We start from the raw sequence: 18,064 nt of genomic DNA on the forward strand, positions 1-18,064 counted from the left end.
TCAGAAACACCGGCAACTTTTGCTGCGGATTGTTGTTTTGATATTAAAAAGTTAAAGCTTTATAATGTTGCGCCAATCAAGATCTCCACGCTCAAGACCGTGAATCAAAACCTCTGCTGTTGCTATATTTGTTGCAACAGGAATGTTGTGCATATCGCAGAGTCTTAAAAGATTGATGTCGTTAGGTTCATTCGGCTTTGGGTGGAGCGGGTCACGGAAGAAAAGGAGCATATCAATTTCGTCATATGCTATTCTGGCGGAAATCTGCTGGTCGCCGCCCTGTGAGCCGCCCAAAAAGCGTGTAATGCCTAGGCCGGTTGCCTCCGACACCATTTTGCCGGTTGTACCTGTTGCACAAAGGTTGTGTTTGCTTAAAATTCCGCAGTATGCTATACAAAACTGCACCATTAATTCTTTCTTTTCATCATGAGCAATCAACGCTATGTTCATAGAAATCCCTCCGTTATATTGTTTTCACATTTATTTCAAATCCTATAATCTGCTGGTACTGTTTGATTAACACACCGCCAAAGGAAGACTCTCGCCCTCTAAACGTCCTGCAATCCTATCAAATGCAGTCAGCGCCTTGCTGTCAGCTGTGCAAACTATCCCTTTTTGTATTGCCGCCACAACCTGTGCGCTTTCCGGAACAACACCTATAAGCTGAATTTGCGTTTCGTCAATTATTGCGTCTAAATCAGGATAGAAATTCAGCTTGAAAAAATTACGTTTCGACAGTCGATTTATTACAAGTCTTATGTTCTCTTTTTGAAGCTCCATCAGTCTTTTGCGTACATTTGCGCAGCCTCGGACGCTTGTAGGTTCGGCGTTTGCAACAACTAAGCAAGCCTGAGCCGGATAAACGGCTGTTTCAAAACCCTTGCCGACTCCTGCCGGAGAATCAATAATGATAATATCATACTGATTCTTTACGCTGTCGATAAACTGGCTGAGCACCTCGGGGCTTAATTCGTCCTCCGCCTTTTGCGGTGCCGGTACAAGAAAAAGACCCTCTGTGTGAGCGCACGGATAAATAATATGCTCCGTTTTGCAGTTTCCGCTTACAGCGTCGGCAATGTCGAACACAAGACTTTTGCTCACGCCGAGCATAATATCGAGTCCTCTCATTCCCGAATCGCAGTCAATCAGCAATACTCGCTTATTCCTATTGGCGAACGCTGCGCCAAGACTTGCGGCAACCGTTGATTTGCCGGTTCCGCCCTTGCCGGAAGTAACAACCAAAACCTTGCTCATAGCAATCCTTTCATAAAACTGATGGAAATAATAACAATAAATTCAAATGCCGATATATTCATCACTGTTTATTTTACCATATAATCTTTAGATAGTCAAAATTTTCGGATTGGATTTTTCAACAAATATTATCTAAAATTCATAGTAATAATAACCTAAAAATGAGCTTTTATCTATATCTTCACAGAACTAACTCGTGTTTTATGCTAATCATAGGCTTATATTAGCATTATCTGCCTGTTGAGCCGAAACCACCCTCACCTCTGTCGGTTTTGTCAAGCTCCTGCGCCTCGCAAAGCTGTGGAAGCGCAACCGGCATTATAACCATCTGTGCTATTCTCTCACTCGGCTCTATTGTGTAGGGCTTATTTCCTACGTTGCATAACCCAACAGAGATTTCCCCTCGGTAGTCACTGTCAACAACGCCGACTCCGTTTGAAAGGCAGATGCCGTGCTTAACGCCAAGACCGCTTCTTGCAAATAAAAATGCTCCAAGCTGTGGGTTGGGCAGTGCTATTGCAATGCCTGTCGGCACTTTTACAAGGTCGCCAGGATTTATCGTTATCGGCTCGTATATGCAGGCGCAAAGGTCGGCTCCTGCCGAACCTTCGGTTGCTCTTTGCGGTATAACTGCGTTTTCTCTTACCTTTTTTATCTTTACTGTTTCCATTTTATATTACTCCTCTTTTATATAGTCCGTTTGTATAATCGCCGCTGAGATGACAGCTATTCCTGACAGCACTGTATAATTTTATTATTTCGTCCTTACCCTCAAGTGAAAAACGCAGGGTTATAAAGTCGAGATAATCTGCATTTTCAAAAATATGCTGTGCATAGGTAGGGACAGGGTTCAAAACCTCTGTACTGAAGCCGTCGCATTTTAGCGGCAGCCTGTTTCTTTTGCGGTCTATTATATATCTTTGCTTGTTGCAGCTTTTGCAGTCCTGGCCGCCGTTTTTGGCAGGACAAGCTCTTGTAACCATAAGGGGCAGTCTGCCGCAACTTACGGCTCCTCTTTTTATGTTGCCGCCGAGTGACTTCATCTGCTCTGCGGTAAGCTCCTGTGAAAGCTCAATATCGGCAATTCCGATTTGTTCAAGCTTATTAAGAGTTTGCGTGTTAAAGGCATTGAGCGCAAACGAGCCGTGTACTGTAAGTCCTGCGTTTTTCGCAGGCTCCACAGCACCGAGGTTTGACGCCAGTGTGTGATTCACGCCGAGCGACTTTATTTCGCTCAGACGCTTGATAACGGCTTTTTCTTTGCCGAATATCATTCGTGGAATTTCAACGCCTATATTAAACCCACGCTCAAGAAGCTGCTTTATATTCTTGTTGGGGGAAAAAAGCGGTACATAAATTAATTCACATCCCAAAAGCTCATTTGGTATGTCACAGCTTGTAAATCTGGCTCTGATTTTTTGTTTAGTATCCGTCTTGTACGGCTTTGTTTTGTCAAGACGGAGTGGCTTAAACGGCTTATCAATGACTTTAGCATATTGCTCTGTAAGGCTGTTAAGGCAATCTCTGCGCATTGCGTTGATCGACGAGAGGGGAAAGGCAAGCCCGTCCTCAATTTCAAGCTTAATCTCATCAAGCGCAAACGGAGTCCCGCCTGTTTTTTTAAGCTGTGCCGCCGCCTTTTCTTCGCTGAGCGCAACCTTGAATGCGGCTTCCGGAATATCTCCCTGAGCTGACGCGTTATAGCTTCCGCTGTGCGCCTCAAGGACTGCGTTTTCACCATGCTTAAGAGTAAATTTAAAGGTTATGGGTAAATGCTGACGCTCGTCTTTGTAGAGTGCTTTAAGCTGTGTAAACAATTTGCTGTCTGCGGCTGTTACATTTTCCTTTGAGCGAACACCGAACATATTGCTGTCGATTTTGCCGAAGTAATAGCCGTCTGTAAAGCCGCTACGTGAAAAGACAGATTCAAGCCTGTTTTTCTTGCTTTCATCAAGTACGCCGTTAAGGGCGCTTATGCAGGCGTCAGTTGCCGCTGCAACGTATTCGGGACGTTTCATTCTGCCCTCAATTTTAGCCGAGGTCACGCCAATTTCCTCAAGCTCCTTTATATGCTCCAACAGCGATAAATCCTTAAGGCTGAGTGCGGAACCGTTACCCTTGCCGTTGTCGAGAGCAAACGGAAGTCTGCACGGCTGAGCACAGCGGCCCCTGTTGCCGCTTCTGCCGCCGAGCAGTGCGCTGAATTCGCATTGCCCCGACACGCTCATACAAAGTGCACCGTGAACGAAAACCTCGGTTTCAATTGGGCAGGAAGCAACTATTTCAGCTATTTCATCTCTTGAAAGCTCACGGGCAAGTACTACCCTTTTAAAGCCGAGAGAATGTAAAAGCTTGGCTCCTTTGGGTGTGTGTACCGACATTTGAGTTGATGCGTGCAGCGGCATATCGGGAGCAACTTCTCTTATAATTGCGGCAAGCCCCAAATCCTGAACGATAAGAGCGTCAACTCCTGCAGTGCAGGCAAGGCTAACTGTTTTGAGTGCCGATTGAAGCTCGTCATCTCTTATAAGGGTGTTGATGGCAAGGTAAAGCTTTACGCTGCGTTCGTGGCAGTAGCGTGCCGCCGATATAATTTCTTCATCGCTGAAATTTGCAGCTGAGGCTCTTGCGCTGAAACGCTGAGCGCCTATATAGACAGCGCTTGCTCCCGTGCAAACGGCTGCCTTCACGCTTTCAAAGGCACCGGCGGGAGCAAGAATTTCAATGTTATTACCCATAATTATCTGCGGTCAAAAAAGCTGAGCATTTCTTCCTCAGAGGGAATCTCCGCAAAATCGTTTCTGCGGAAGCTGTCGCTTATTTTGTCATTATCTCGGTAGTTTATCTTCGGGTCTATTTTCCTGTTGCCGGCAAACGCTCCGCCGCCGGATTTTGCGCTTGGTACAGGGCGAAACGGCTTTGGCCTGTTTTGGCTCTTTGCGCCTGCGTTTGGTAAGGCGTTCTTTTGTGCTAAGAGAGCTTTGCGCTTTTCTTCAAGCATTTGTCTTGCTGTAAGCATCGGCTTTTGCTCCTGCTGTATTGCCGGCTGCTGTGTCTTGTCAGGCTGTTCCTGCACTTTTTCAGTCTTTGGTTCTTCATACTTTGACTGCTGCTTAGGTTCGGCTTCTTCCGACTTTTCCTGTGTTATCTCAGGTTCTGCCGGCTTCGGTTGTTCAGCTTCAAGCTGAGGCACAACCTGCTCATCTTTTGCATTTGGCTGTTCATCGTCGGGTCCCGGAAGAGGTATTCTAAGCTGCTGAGGCGATTCCTCCGGCTGCTGAGGCTGCTGTTCAACATCACCGGTGCCGGACTGAAGCTCCTCAATAATCTTGTGCAGTCCGAGCTTTTCCTCACGAAGCTGTTTGTTTTCTATTCTGAGATATTCAAGCTCGCCTGTTGTTCTGTACGCCAGTGACTCACTTGTTTCGGTTCTTTTGAGCAGTTCCTCTGTGATGATTTTTTCCTTTTCAAGCTCATCGCAGTAGTTGAGAGCCGCCAATATTGCCGCCATTGCAACGGTCATTGAGTCGCTTTCACGCAGAATCTCCTTTATCTGCGAATCAACCTTATTACTTATTTTTACAATATAGTCCTTGTCCTCGTCAGCTGAAACAACAAATTCACTGCCGACAATTCTAAGCTTTACTCGTGTTTTTTCAATCACAAAAATCAGTCCTTTCACATACTGAACCCTATTATAGTATTATAATATAATAGTTAAAAATTTGTAAAGAGTTTTTGAGCAAATTTTCTTGAAATTCAGACAAAATTTTACTTTTTTTATTATTTTGTGCAGTTTGCAGTGGCTAGCAAAATAGCTTGTTTGTGAATATTAATAAAAATATTGCATATTCTTTGTGTGTTATGACTTTAATAATTGCCTAATTTAGAAAAAATAGATTTTTAAACGGTAAAATTACAAAAATGTTACGCTAAAACTGCTATTTTTTGTTGAAATTGAGGTGGGAATAGTGTATAATATAATAGCAAATTTTATTTCGGGCACTTTTTTTAGGCAGTGTCAAAGGAGGAAAAATATGGATTACAAATTGACGCCAAAGCAGGCTGAGGAGCTTATTCTGACAAAGCTCAGCCACAATTTCGGTGTATCGCAGAAGGATGCCACTGACGAGCATTACTACAAGGCTGTTGTTCTTGTTGTTAGGGATTTGCTTACAGCAGGCTATACTGAATTTTCACGAAAGGCAGTTGAGCAGAAAAAGAAAACCGTGTATTATCTTTGCATGGAATTTCTTATGGGACGTTCTCTTAAAAACAACCTGAGCAACTTAGGTCTTGAGGGAACTATGAATACAGCTCTTAAGAACCTCGGCGTTAAGCTTGACAATGTTTACGAGCAGGAGCCTGACGCAGGTCTTGGCAACGGCGGCTTGGGCAGGTTGGCTGCTTGCTTCCTTGATGCGCTTGCGTCACAGGCATACCCATCAATGGGATATTCACTTCGTTATGAGTACGGCATTTTCAGCCAGAAGCTTATTGACGGCTGGCAGACAGAGATGCCGGACTTTTGGCTGCCGGGCGGCTCTGTTTGGCTTCAGGACCACCCCGAAAAGGCTATTACAATTAAATTCAATGGCAGAGTTGTTGAGGAATGGAAGGACGGCTTGCACAAGGTTGATGTAGTTGATTCCTACAATGTTGTTGCTATTCCGTATGATATGATGGTGGCAGGTAATGACGGCAAGGGCGTCAGCCGCTTAAGACTTTGGGCGGCTAAATCAAACAGCTTTGATATGCAGTTGTTCAATGACGGCGACTACCTGCGTGCTATCGAGCAGAACGCTATGGCTGAGTCTATTACAAAGGTTCTTTATCCGGGCGACAACCATCCTGAGGGCAAAAGTCTTAGACTTAATCAGCAGTATTTCCTTGTATCTGCTACAATTCAGGACATTATTAATCGTCATCTGAGAAATTATAATACCCTTGACAATCTTCCGGAGCTTGTTACAATTCACTTAAATGATACTCACCCTGTTCTGGCTGTGCCTGAGCTTATGAGAATAATCATGGATGACTGCGGCTACGGCTGGGATCAGGCTTGGGATATTGTAAACCGCACTATTGCCTACACTAACCATACGGTTATGAAGGAGGCTCTTGAGTGCTGGGAGGAGCAGATGTTTAAAACAAAGCTCCCAAGAATTTATGAGATACTTGCCGAGATTAACAGAAGATTCTACAACGAGATGCGCTCAAGGGGCGTTGACGGCAACAAAATTGACAGAATGGCTATTATCAATGACGGCGTTGTTAAGATGGCTAATCTTGCTGTTATTGCAGGCTACAAGGTAAACGGCGTTTCTGCGCTTCACAGTGAAATACTTAAGGACACCGTATTCCACGATTTCTACACTGTTTACCCAAATAAGTTCACTAACGTTACAAACGGTGTTGCACACCGCCGCTGGCTGAATCAGTCGAACCCTCAGCTTGCTGATTTGTTGAATGAGCTTATCGGCACAGACTATATTGACAATGCTTCACAGCTTTCAAAGCTTATGGCATATAAGGATGACAAGAGTGTTTTGGACCGTCTTGAAAGGATTAAAAGAGCGAATAAGCTTAAGATGGTTGACTACATCAAAAAGCACAACGGCGTAACCGTTGACCCTGATTCCATCTTTGACGTTCAGGTTAAGCGTTTGCACGAATATAAAAGACAACTTATGAACGCCCTGCACATTCTAACAACCTACCGTTGGCTCAGAGAAAATCCGAATGCAAACTTCACGCCGAAAACATATATCTTCGGTGCAAAGGCTGCTCCGGGATATTACTTTGCAAAGCAGATTATCCAATTCATTATTGCGCTCAGCAACAAGATTGAAAAGGATGACAGAGTGAATAAGAAGCTTAAGGTTGTATATCTTGAGGATTACCGTGTTACTCTGGCTGAGAAGCTTATTCCTGCCAGTGAAATAAGCGAGCAGATTTCTCTTGCAGGCACAGAGGCTTCAGGTACAAGTAATATGAAGTTTATGCTTAACGGTGCTATCACAATGGGTACTCTTGACGGCGCAAATGTTGAGATTAATCAGGCTGTCGGAAACGAGAATATGTTCCTGTTTGGTCTTAAAACGCCTGAGGTTGAGAATATCAAGAGAAGCGGCTACAATCCGATGGTTTATTATCAGAACAACCACATTCTCAGGGGTGCGGTTGACGAGATTAATGACACACGCTTTGGCACTATTGCAAACTCGCTGATGAATGTTGACCCGTATATGGTATTGGCTGATTTTGCAGATTACTCCGCCGCACAGCAGAGAGCGTCAGCTCTTTATGTTGAGAACAAGGAGCAGTGGAACAGAATGTCGCTTATAAATATTGCAAACGCAGGCATATTTGCAGCTGACCGTTCAATAAGGGATTATGCCGACGGTATCTGGAACCTCTCTCCGGTTGACCTTGATAAATAATTAAATATAAAAATTACAGCGCTGTTTAAAATTATAAACGGCGCTGTTTTTTGTTATTAACAATGCATAAGAAAACCCCGACAGCTTGCGATTTGCACTGCTGTCGGGGTGAAATTTTTATTGATTAAGAATTAGAGGAGCTTGAATTATTAATCTCGTTGAGCTTTTTCTCAATCTCTTCCGGTGTGAACTGATTAAGAGCGGCTTCATTCTCGGTAAGCTCAAGCTTGTTTGCCTGAGTGTCCATATAATCGTTGTATTCGTCCTTCTTCATATTTGTAAGAACAGAATAGCGTGTGTTTTCATCGTCAAGGTTGCTTGTCTTTGTGCTGATATCGCCCCTGTAAACGAGGTACATAACTGCTGTGTTGCCCTCGCCGACTGTGATAACCTCAGCCTGATTGTTCTTAAGCTCCTTAACAGCGTTTATTATATCTGTCGGCGCGCTTGAGTTGTCAAGGATTTCCTGAGCTGAAACAGCTGTGCTTTTGTCGAGCGACTGATACTCCATAAACGCCTTGTCAATTTCGTCAAAGGTTTTTTCGCCCTTGTTGAGTTGATTCTTATAGCCGTCAAAGGTGGTTTGAATCTTTTTGATTTCGTCATCGCTTAAGGCTTCTGACGCTGTTGAGCTTGAATCTGATGTTGCGTCTGTTGATTCAGAGGTTTTGTAGAGGTTGATTGGAATGTATGAGTAGTCGACATATTCTGCTGTGTAGTACTTTTTCAGATCATCATCACTAACCTCTTTTTCACCGCCTTCGCCGTACATAGCCTTGAACACAGCCTCGTACTTTGTGCTGAATTCGGCATATGCTAGCTTGTAGGAGCTTTCGGAAACACCAAGCTTTTCATATGATGCGCCGCTGTATATCCAGCCTTGTGATGCGAGAGAATCAATCTGAGTTTGCTGAGCATCTGTAAGCTTAAGACCAAGCTCGTCAAACTTTTCGAGTGTGTAGATTAGAGTTTTGCTGCTCTGCTGTGCGGTGTTGAGCATATAATCTCTGCCGGTTACTTCCTTATCGTCATTATCCTTAATCTTAGCTGACATTACGTCGGCTGCTTCTGTCGGCTGAGTTGCGCCGTCAGCGTCTGTTGCTACCTCAACCTGTTTCTGAGCTTCCTGCTGAGCATAGCTGTATGCGCCTGTCATATAGTAGATATAGGTTCCGATTGGAAGAGTGTATTTATCGTCCTTGTATGACCAGCTTGTGTCGGCACAGCCGGCTGCTGTGATGATCATTCCTGCCGCAAGAGCTGCTGCGACAGCTTTTTTTACTATTTTCATTTTATTGTCCGTCCTTTCTTCGGTAAAAAACGATAATATTATACTCTTTTTTAATCAATTTGTCTATATAAAATCACAGCTGTTCAAAACTTATTCATAATTTTGTCTGTTATTTTACATTTTTCTGCTGCTGATTGTCGAAAAATACGAGCTTTAGCATCTCGTTAGGCGTAAGACCGCTTTGAAATTTTATTGAAACATACGGCTTGTTGCCGGCATTTAAAAATGCACTGCCCTTAAAACGGCTTATCAAATCGCCGACAAACGGGTTTTTGATGTTGTTTATATACAGAAGTAAACTTGTGCCCTGCTGCTTGATTTCGTAAATTCCCTTTGAAGCCGCCATTGAGCGTGTCAGCGCTACGTTGATAAGACCCAAAACCGATTTTGGCGGATCACCGAAGCGGTCGATAAGCTCATCGGCAACATCACGTGCGTCCGTCTGTGTGCGGATATCGGAAATGCGCTTGTAAATGTCAAGCCGCTGTCCGAGGGATTCAATGTAGCTTTCAGGAATATGCGCCTGTACCTGAACGTCTACAAGACATTCAAGCTCGGTGAAGTCGTCCTTCTTTTCGCCCTTGGCTTCTTTTAGTGCCTCGCCCAAAAGCTTTAGGTACATATCATAGCCTACGTCCTCCATATGACCGTGCTGCTGCGCTCCAAGAACATTTCCTGCGCCTCTAAGCTCTAAATCACGCATAGCAATCTTAAAGCCTGAGCCGAACTCTGTGAATTCCTTTATAGCGTTCAGGCGCTTCTGAGATATTTCTGTCAGTACCTTCTGAGGACGGAAGGTGAAGTAGGCGTATGCTCTTCTTGCGCTTCTGCCTACACGCCCACGAAGCTGGTGAAGCTGTGAAAGTCCCATATGGTCGGCGTCCTCAATTATCAGCGTGTTGGCATTTGGTAAGTCGATTCCCGTTTCGATAATCGTGGTGGAAACAAGCAGGTTTATATCCTGTTCAAGCATACGCTGCCAAATGTCCGAAAGCTCGTTTTCCTGCATTTTTCCGTGCGCTATGGCTATTTTAGCCTCCGGCACAAGCGAAACAAGCTTAGCTGCACAGCGTTCTATCGACTCAACCCTGTTGTGCAGGTAGAAAACCTGTCCTCCTCGGCGAAGCTCACGGCGGATTGCTTCGGCAATTATTCCGTTATCGTGCTCAAGAACATAGGTCTGGACAGGGTGTCTGTCCTGCGGTGCATCGTCGAGCGTGCTCATATCTCTTATTCCGCTCATAGCCATATTGAGCGTTCTCGGAATAGGCGTTGCCGAGAGGGTGAGAACATCGACATCCTTACAGATTTCCTTGAAGCGTTCCTTTTGAGCAACACCGAAGCGCTGTTCCTCGTCTATGATAACAAGACCAAGGTCACGGAACTTTATATCCTTTTGCACAACTCTGTGTGTGCCGATTATCATATCTATCTCGCCTCTTGCAAGCTGCTTTATAATTTCCGACTGCTGCTTCGGTGTGCGGAAACGGCTTAACAGCTCTATCCTGACAGGAAAGCCCTCAAAGCGGTTCATTACTGTCTGATAGTGCTGCCATGCAAGTATGGTGGTGGGGCAGAGGAGAACGCATTGCTTTGAATCGGTAACGCACTTGAATGCGGCTCGCAGTGCAACCTCGGTTTTTCCAAAGCCAACGTCGCCGCACAGAAGTCTGTCCATCGGCGCTGTGCGCTCCATATCGCCCTTTATTTCATCAATACAGCGCAGCTGGTCGTCTGTTTCCTCGTATTCAAAGCTCGCTTCAAAGTCACGCTGCCACTCTCCGTCAGGCGGAAATGCGTGGCCCGGTGCAGCCATTCGCTCTGCGTACAGTTTTGTAAGCTCGCTTGCGATGTCCTTTACGTTTCTGCGAACTCTCGCCTTTGTCTTTTGCCAGTCGCCGCTGCCGAGACGGTTGATTTTTACCGCCGAGTTTTCACGTGGTCCGATATATTTTGAAATAAGGTCAAGCTGTGTTACGGGAACGTACAACGTGTCGCCTTTAGCGTATTCAAGCTTGATGTAGTCCTTGATAACGCCTTGAATTTCTATTTTGTGTATGCCTCTGAATACGCCGATACCGTGCGTTGAATGAACAACATAGTCACCGCTTGACAACTCTGAAAGGGAGTAGATTTGCTGAGAGTTTTTGTCACGCTTGCGTTTGCGCTTGGGCGTGCTTCGTGCAATGCCGTGAGTGATAAGCGTGAATTTAGTCTGAGGATATTCAAAGCCTGCCGACAATCCTCCTGGGAGGATATATATTTTACCGTCAGAAGGCTTTTCAATATCCTTTGCAAACTCAGCCTTGTAGCCCTTTTCATTTAATTCCTCGCATAATGATACTGCCGCTTTTTCTGTTCCTGCGAGTATCACAACACTGCCGCTTTTGCCGTGAAGCTCCTGTAAATCATCAACCAATACTTTAACAGAGCCGCTCCAGAGCGAGAGCTGTTTCAGGTTGAAGGTGACAATATCGTTTATAGGAAGCTCATAGCCTGAGGTGGCGAAGTTTTCAAGATATACAAAGCGGTTGTTGTTGAGAATACTGTTTATCTCAATTTTATCAATCGAATATGTTTCAAAGCCACGGCACAGAATACCTGTGGCGAAGCATTCCTTAAGCTCCTCCTCAAAAAGACGTGTGTATGAATTGAATCTTTCACGTGTTTTTGAGGTTTCGGACATAAAGAAAATTGTGTTGTCGTCGGCGTAGTCAAAAAGAGTTGCGGTTTGTTCATAGGCAAGACCGACGAATTTGTCCATAGAACCGACAAACACGCCTTTTCTTATATCGTCTGCCTGCTTAAAAAGAAGCTGTCTTGCCTTTGGCGCATTTTTGCCCTTTAAAAGCTGTGCTTTGTGCTCAATTTTATCTGCGAGAGCATCAGTGCTTTCAACCATAATTTCGGCAGATGGGGTAAGACTTATTTCTTCGATAAAATCGGTTCTGCGCTGTGTTTCAATGTCGAAATAGTTGAGCGTGTCAACCTCGTCGCCCCAAAGCTCCACACGAATTGGATTGTCGCTGTCGGGCATAAAGAAGTCGATAATTCCGCCTCTTACGGCAAACTGTCCGGGACCTTCAACCTGACTTGCTCTTTCGTAGCCTGCAAGCACAAGTGCGCCTGTTATCTCCTCAACGCTTGTAACGGAGCCGCAGGAGAGCTTAAGAGTGGCTTTTTTGAGTGCGTATGGCGGTATTGTGTACTGCGCCGCTGCGTCAATACAGGCGATTACTGCGGTGTAGTCGCCGCTTGCCATTTTGCAAAGAACATTAATTCTGCTGTGCTCGTATTCCTTTGATATGCTCTGCATATTTCTGAAATTGAAATCCCTTACAGGGTACACAAGAGGCTTGCCACCCATTGAAGCCAAATCGTTGGCAAGGGTTTGTGCCTGTGATTCATCCGGCACAATGACAAAAGCCTTTGAGCCGTAGTCGGCGCAAAGGGTGTGAATAATATTTGCTTTCAGTTGAGTTGTCAGTCCTGCCGCCACAACGGTTGAATGTTTCAGACGCAGGGCTGACTTAAGGCTCTTGTATTCCTTAAGAGCCGAGGTAGTGGTTTGAATAAATTTCATAGTAAAATCCTTGTTACGAGTTATAGAGGTTCATTGCCTTGTCAATATCGCCGCCGATTATGAGCGCAGCGGCGTCGCATGCGGAGCTTGCGGCGTCTGAAAAGCTTTTCATCTCTTCCTTTGTGAATTTTGAGAGCACCCAATCGGCAAGGTCAAAAAACTCCGGCTTTGCGCCGACTCCCATTTTTATTCTTGGAAACTCACTGCTTGTGCAGAGGTTGAAGATACTGCGAAGTCCTTTTTGTCCGCCGTCGCTGCCCTTACGTCTGATTCTGAGCTTGCCGGGCTTAAGCGATATATCATCAGATATTATAACAACCTGCGATGGTGATAATTTGTAAAAATTCATTGCTTCTCTTACCGCTTCGCCACTGTTGTTCATAAAAGTCTGCGGCTTTAAAAGCATAACCTTTTTGCCGTTTATTGTGCCTGTGCCTGTCAGCGCATGGTATTTTAGACGGCTTACGTCTATTGAGTGTTTTTCCGCAAGACAATCAAGAGTCATAAAGCCGGCGTTATGGCGTGTGTTCTCATATTCTCTGCCGGGGTTACCAAGACCGACAACAAGAAAATCTATTCCGCTTGTTTTTTTAAAGGGGTTAATCATAAAGGTCACTCCAATATATGCACGACAAAAATGCGATAAAACCGTATGAAGGCATTATCGCATTAAATTCGTCGTTTTAGAATTAATTTTTAAATTATGAGCTTATCAGACAAACATCGGGGAAACCGGCTTGTCAGCGTAAATACGCTCAATAGCCTCTGCAAAGACCGGTGCTGTCGGGAGGATTGTGAACTTGTCAATCATTTTCTCGTCAGCTACCGGAACAGTGTCGAGGAGGATAACCTCCTTGATAACGCTCTTTTCAATTCTCTCGATAGCAGGACCTGAAAGAACTGCGTGTGTAGCGCAGGCAACAACGCTTGTTGCACCGCCTTTTTCAACAATGGCGTTTGCAGCGTTGCACAGTGTGCCGGCTGTGTCGATCATATCGTCAACGAGGATAGCCTTCTTGTTTCTTACGTCGCCGATGATGTTCATAACTTCTGAAACATTAGCTCTCTGACGGCGCTTGTCGATAATAGCAAGGGGGCAGCCGATTTTAGCAGCAAAGTTTCTTGCTCTTGTAACTGAGCCGAGGTCAGGTGAAACAACAACATATTCGTCTGTGTTTGCGCCTATCTGCTCCTTTAAGTGAGTAGCAAGCAACGGTGCACCGAGAAGGTGGTCAACAGGCAGATTGAAGAAGCCCTGAATCTGTGCGCAGTGAAGGTCCATTGTAAGGATTCTGTCTGCACCTGCGCAGGTGATGAGGTCTGCACAAAGCTTTGCAGAGATTGGATCTCTAGCTTTAGCTTTTCTGTCCTGTCTTGCATATCCGAAATAAGGAATAACCGCAGTTATTCTTGCGGCGGAAGCACGCTTCATAGCGTCCATCATAATCAAAAGCTCCATAAGGTTGTCATTAACCGGAGCGCAGGTTGACTGAACGATAAAGCATTCGCTGCCTCTTACAGATTCGTGAAGAGAAACTGAAATCTCACCGTCGCTGAAGGTTGAGCAGTCAGATTTGCCAAGCGGCAAGCCAAGACAACCTGCAATACCCTGTGCAACGTCCTTGTTTGAACTGCCGGTGAAGATTTTAATATCCTTTCCGTGAAAATTCATTTGTGATTACCCCCTGTTTTTTTATAAAATGCAGTGCTCTGCATAATGTGCTTTTTTAAATGCCAAGTCGGCTTTTTGCAATTTGGTTAAGCTCCAAAAGCTGCTGCGGGTCATTAGCACCCAATACTGCGTCAGAGCTTTCAGCTGTGTATGCGCCTGCGTTTTTGCCCTTTTCAAGAAGAAGCTTTATTGCGTCGGGCAAATAATATTCGCCTGCTTTGTTGTTGGATTTGATTTTATATAAAACGCTTAATAAATCCTCGGAATTAAACCAGTATCCGCCTGAGTTTATCTCATTGATTTTGAGTGTTTCCTCATCAGCGTCTTTGTGCTCGACGATAGCCCGGAGTCCACCGTTTTCATCACGCACAATTCTGCCGTAGCCTGTCGGGTCGTCGATTTTTGCCGAGATTACGGTTGCGCTCGACTTGCTGTGTTTGTGCTGTTCAAGCGAGTTTTTGATTGTCTTGCTGTCCATAAACGGAGTGTCGCCGTTTAAGATAATTACATCACCGCCGTTTTTTGTGAGAAAGTCCTTGGCTGTCATAACGGCGTGACCTGTTCCGAGGCGTTCACTCTGGAAGGTTGTCTCAACCGGATAGGGCAGAGTCTTTAAGTATTCCTCAATATACTCCTTTTTGTAGCCGGTAACAACACAGATATTGTCTATGCCGGAATCCTTAACCGCTGTGAGAACCCAATTGAGTATCGGTCTGCCCAAAACCTCGGAAAGAGTTTTAGGTTTGTCTGATTTCATTCTTTTACCCTCACCGCCGGCAAGGATAATTGCGCTGAGCCTGTTCATTATAAGCTCTCCTTTTAAGAAAGACGGTCACTTTGACCGCAAAAATTACATTCTACCATTAGAAACATAACATTATTATCTCAGTATATGGCGGATTTTTCAAGTGTTAAATTAAAGCTTTCGCCATTTTCATACATTTTAACAGTAATTATTTATTGAGCGGAATCTAATTTAGGCTGTTTTTATTGGAAAAATCTGCAAAAATATTAAAAAAGGTATAGCCAAAATAATAAAAATTTGTTATAATACGAATTGGACTGAGAAGTCAATATTTTTGTATGTGTTTATTGATGCACAAAATTTACAGGAGGTAATTCCAATGGGCAAAAAGTATGTTTATTTGTTCAAAGAGGGTAACGGAAAGATGAGAGAGCTTCTCGGCGGTAAGGGTGCAAACCTTGCTGAGATGACGAACCTTGGCTTGCCGGTACCGCAGGGCTTCACAATCACAACAGAGGCCTGCACACAGTACTATGAGGACGGCAAGAAGATCAACGATGAGATTCAGGCTGAAATCATGGAGTACATCACAAAGATGGAAGAAATCACAGGCAAGAAGTTCGGCGACACAGAGAACCCGCTTCTCGTTTCTGTTCGTTCAGGTGCCAGAGCTTCAATGCCGGGCATGATGGATACAATTCTTAACCTTGGTCTTAACGAAACAGTTGTTGAGGTTATGGCTGCTAAGTCAGGTAACCCACGCTGGGCTTGGGACTGCTACAGAAGATTTATTCAGATGTATTCCGACGTTGTTATGGAGGTCGGCAAAAAGTACTTCGAGGAGCTCATCGACAAGATGAAGGCTGAGAAGGGCGTTACACAGGATACAGAGCTTACAGCAGAGGATCTTAAGACTCTTGCTGAGCAGTTTAAGGCTGAATATAAAGAGAAAATCGGCGAAGAGTTCCCAACTGATCCTAAGGAGCAGCTCATGGGCGCTATCAAGGCTGTTTTCCGTTCATGGGACAACCCGAGAGCAAACGTATATCGCCGTGATAACGATATCCCGTATTCATGGGGTACCGCAGTTAACGTACAGATGATGGCTTTCGGTAACTTGGGCGAAACATCAGGTACCGGCGTTGCATTTACACGTGACCCGGCAACAGGCGAAAAGCACCTTATGGGTGAGTTCCTTATGAACGCTCAGGGTGAGGACGTTGTTGCAGGCGTTAGAACACCGCAGAAGATTGATCAGCTCAAGGAGGTTATGCCTGAGGTTTACGATCAGTTCGTAGGCATCTGCAACACTCTTGAGAATCATTACAGAGATATGCAGGATATGGAGTTCACAATTGAGGACAAGAAGCTCTATATGCTCCAGACACGTAACGGTAAGAGAACAGCACAGGCTGCTCTTAAGATTGCTTGTGACCTTGTTGACGAGGGTATGATTACAGAGCAGGAAGCTGTTTTGATGATTGACCCAAGAAACCTCGACACACTTCTCCACCCGCAGTTCGATGCTAAGGCTCTTAAGGCAGCTGAGCCGGTTGCTAAGGCTCTTGCAGCTTCTCCGGGTGCAGCTTGCGGTAAGATTGTATTCACAGCTGAGGACGCTAAGGAGTGGAACGCTAAGGGTGAGAAGGTTGTTCTTGTTCGTCTTGAGACTTCACCTGAGGATATCGAGGGTATGAAGGCTTCTCAGGGTATCCTGACAGTTCGTGGCGGTATGACATCACACGCAGCCGTTGTTGCTCGTGGTATGGGTACTTGCTGTGTATCAGGCTGCTCAGAAATCGTTATGGACGAGGCTAACAAGAAGTTCACACTCGCCGGCAAAGAGTACCACGAGGGCGACTTCCTTTCAATAGACGGTTCAACAGGTAAGATTTATGACGGCATCATTCCGACAGTTGACGCTCAGATTGCCGGCGAATTCGGCAGAATTATGGAGTGGGTTGACAAGTACAGAGTTCTTAAGGTTAGAACAAACGCTGACACACCGGCTGACGCTAAGAAGGCTCGTGAGCTTGGCGCAGAGGGTATCGGTCTTTGCCGTACAGAGCATATGTTCTTCGAGGGTGACAGAATTGACGCATTCCGTGAGATGATTTGCTCAGATACAGTAGAGGAGAGAGAGGCTGCTCTCAACAAGATTCTCCCAATTCAGCAGGGCGACTTTGAGGCTCTTTATGAGGCTCTTGAGGGCAACCCGGTTACAATTCGTTTCCTCGATCCGCCGCTTCACGAGTTCGTTCCGACAGAAGAGGCTGACATTGAGCTTCTTGCAAAGGCACAAGGCAAGACAGTTGAGCAGATTAAGGCTATCATTGCTTCTCTCCACGAGTTTAACCCGATGATGGGTCACCGTGGCTGCCGTCTTGCAGTAACATATCCTGAAATTGCAAAGATGCAGACAGCTGCTGTTATCCGTGCAGCTATCAATGTTAAGAAGGCTCATCCGGACTGGAACATTGTTCCTGAGATTATGATTCCGCTTGTTGGTGAGGTTAAGGAGCTTAAGTACGTTAAGGATGTTGTTGTTGCAACAGCTGACGCTGAAATTGCAGCAGCAGGCGCTGAGCTTAAGTATGAAGTTGGTACAATGATCGAAATTCCGAGAGCTGCTCTTACAGCTGACGATATCGCTAAGGAAGCTGAGTTCTTCTGCTTCGGTACTAACGACCTTACTCAGATGACATACGGCTTCTCACGTGACGACGCAGGCAAGTTCCTCGGTGCTTACTACGATGCTAAGATCTTTGAGAATGATCCGTTCGCAAAGCTCGACCAGACAGGCGTTGGCAAGCTTATGGAAATGGCAATTAAGCTTGGTAAGTCAGTTCGTCCTGAGATGCACCTTGGCATCTGCGGCGAGCATGGCGGCGACCCGTCTTCTGTTGAGTTCTGCCACAAGATTGGTCTTGACTATGTATCTTGCTCACCGTTTAGAGTTCCTATTGCTCGTCTTGCAGCAGCACAGGCAGCACTTAAGGGTTAATTGAACTAAAGAGAAAAATAATAAATGCCCTTGCTGTTATTATCAGAGGGCTGCAAAACACCCCCAACGGAC

General features: G+C 45.2%; 12 protein-coding genes. 2 read left to right on the forward strand and 10 right to left on the reverse strand.

Going from position 1 to position 18,064, the window contains the following annotated elements:
- Nucleotides 1-51: 51 nt before the first annotated feature.
- From GMA13_RS00265 to zapA, 5 genes are all read right to left on the reverse strand, one after another.
- The gene (locus tag GMA13_RS00265; RefSeq protein ID WP_255882169.1) at nt 52-450 is read right to left on the reverse strand and encodes a methylglyoxal synthase; all 399 of its coding nucleotides are present in this window, start codon (nt 448-450) and stop codon (nt 52-54) included.
- A 66-nt stretch (nt 451-516) separates the two neighbouring features.
- The gene (locus tag GMA13_RS00270; RefSeq protein WP_255882170.1) at nt 517-1,254 is read right to left on the reverse strand and encodes an AAA family ATPase; all 738 of its coding nucleotides are present in this window, start codon (nt 1,252-1,254) and stop codon (nt 517-519) included.
- Between the two features lie 229 nt (nt 1,255-1,483).
- Nucleotides 1,484-1,924, reverse strand: a complete 441-nt coding sequence (gene dut, locus GMA13_RS00275; RefSeq protein WP_255882171.1) for a dUTP diphosphatase — start codon at nt 1,922-1,924, stop codon at nt 1,484-1,486.
- 1 nt (nt 1,925) lies between these two features.
- Complete coding sequence (locus tag GMA13_RS00280; RefSeq protein WP_255882172.1) at nt 1,926-3,992, reverse strand: U32 family peptidase; 2,067 nt, start codon at nt 3,990-3,992, stop codon at nt 1,926-1,928.
- A gap of 2 nt (nt 3,993-3,994) precedes the next feature.
- Nucleotides 3,995-4,918 (reverse strand): cell division protein ZapA, encoded by a 924-nt coding sequence (gene zapA, locus GMA13_RS00285; RefSeq protein ID WP_255882173.1) that lies wholly within the window; start codon nt 4,916-4,918, stop codon nt 3,995-3,997.
- Between the two features lie 373 nt (nt 4,919-5,291).
- On the opposite strand from zapA, the gene GMA13_RS00290 reads away from it, so the two are divergent.
- Complete coding sequence (locus GMA13_RS00290) at nt 5,292-7,697, forward strand: glycogen/starch/alpha-glucan phosphorylase (protein ID WP_255882174.1); 2,406 nt, start codon at nt 5,292-5,294, stop codon at nt 7,695-7,697.
- 124 nt (nt 7,698-7,821) lie between these two features.
- Here the strand turns inward: GMA13_RS00290 and GMA13_RS00295 are convergent, their stop codons facing one another.
- The 5 genes from GMA13_RS00295 to GMA13_RS00315 form a co-directional block, all read right to left on the reverse strand.
- Nucleotides 7,822-8,988, reverse strand: a complete 1,167-nt coding sequence (locus tag GMA13_RS00295) for a hypothetical protein (protein ID WP_255882175.1) — start codon at nt 8,986-8,988, stop codon at nt 7,822-7,824.
- A gap of 109 nt (nt 8,989-9,097) precedes the next feature.
- Nucleotides 9,098-12,571, reverse strand: coding sequence for a transcription-repair coupling factor (gene mfd / locus GMA13_RS00300; RefSeq protein ID WP_255882176.1), 3,474 nt, complete (start codon nt 12,569-12,571; stop codon nt 9,098-9,100).
- A 13-nt stretch (nt 12,572-12,584) separates the two neighbouring features.
- Nucleotides 12,585-13,178, reverse strand: a complete 594-nt coding sequence (gene pth / locus GMA13_RS00305; protein WP_255882177.1) for an aminoacyl-tRNA hydrolase — start codon at nt 13,176-13,178, stop codon at nt 12,585-12,587.
- Nucleotides 13,179-13,283: 105 nt separating this feature from the next.
- Nucleotides 13,284-14,243: a ribose-phosphate pyrophosphokinase gene (locus GMA13_RS00310; protein ID WP_255882178.1), complete on the reverse strand. Its 960-nt coding sequence runs from the start codon at nt 14,241-14,243 to the stop codon at nt 13,284-13,286.
- A gap of 55 nt (nt 14,244-14,298) precedes the next feature.
- A complete protein-coding gene (locus GMA13_RS00315; RefSeq protein WP_255882179.1) occupies nt 14,299-15,048 on the reverse strand; it encodes a sugar phosphate nucleotidyltransferase in 750 nt (249 codons plus the stop codon).
- A gap of 319 nt (nt 15,049-15,367) precedes the next feature.
- Here GMA13_RS00315 and ppdK point away from each other — a divergent pair, with 319 nt between their 5' ends.
- Entirely contained in the window at nt 15,368-17,992 is a 2,625-nt protein-coding gene (gene ppdK / locus GMA13_RS00320; protein ID WP_255882180.1) for a pyruvate, phosphate dikinase, read from the forward strand.
- The last annotated feature ends 72 nt before the right edge of the window (nt 17,993-18,064 follow it).

The sequence above is a fragment of the Ruminococcus sp. zg-924 genome, from assembly GCF_024433635.1.
Classification (GTDB): Bacteria; Bacillota; Clostridia; order Oscillospirales; family Acutalibacteraceae; genus UBA7067.

What these genes read in the sequence shown, in the direction of transcription:
- GMA13_RS00265 (WP_255882169.1), bottom strand. Translation starts at nt 450, where the DNA reads ATGAACATAGCGTTGATTGCTCATGATGAAAAGAAAGAATTAATGGTG.
- GMA13_RS00270 (WP_255882170.1), bottom strand. Translation starts at nt 1,254, where the DNA reads ATGAGCAAGGTTTTGGTTGTTACTTCCGGCAAGGGCGGAACCGGCAAA.
- dut (WP_255882171.1), bottom strand. Translation starts at nt 1,924, where the DNA reads ATGGAAACAGTAAAGATAAAAAAGGTAAGAGAAAACGCAGTTATACCG.
- GMA13_RS00280 (WP_255882172.1), bottom strand. Translation starts at nt 3,992, where the DNA reads ATGGGTAATAACATTGAAATTCTTGCTCCCGCCGGTGCCTTTGAAAGC.
- GMA13_RS00290 (WP_255882174.1), top strand. Translation starts at nt 5,292, where the DNA reads ATGGATTACAAATTGACGCCAAAGCAGGCTGAGGAGCTTATTCTGACA.
- GMA13_RS00295 (WP_255882175.1), bottom strand. Translation starts at nt 8,988, where the DNA reads ATGAAAATAGTAAAAAAAGCTGTCGCAGCAGCTCTTGCGGCAGGAATG.
- mfd (WP_255882176.1), bottom strand. Translation starts at nt 12,571, where the DNA reads ATGAAATTTATTCAAACCACTACCTCGGCTCTTAAGGAATACAAGAGC.
- pth (WP_255882177.1), bottom strand. Translation starts at nt 13,178, where the DNA reads ATGATTAACCCCTTTAAAAAAACAAGCGGAATAGATTTTCTTGTTGTC.
- GMA13_RS00310 (WP_255882178.1), bottom strand. Translation starts at nt 14,243, where the DNA reads ATGAATTTTCACGGAAAGGATATTAAAATCTTCACCGGCAGTTCAAAC.
- GMA13_RS00315 (WP_255882179.1), bottom strand. Translation starts at nt 15,048, where the DNA reads ATGAACAGGCTCAGCGCAATTATCCTTGCCGGCGGTGAGGGTAAAAGA.
- ppdK (WP_255882180.1), top strand. Translation starts at nt 15,368, where the DNA reads ATGGGCAAAAAGTATGTTTATTTGTTCAAAGAGGGTAACGGAAAGATG.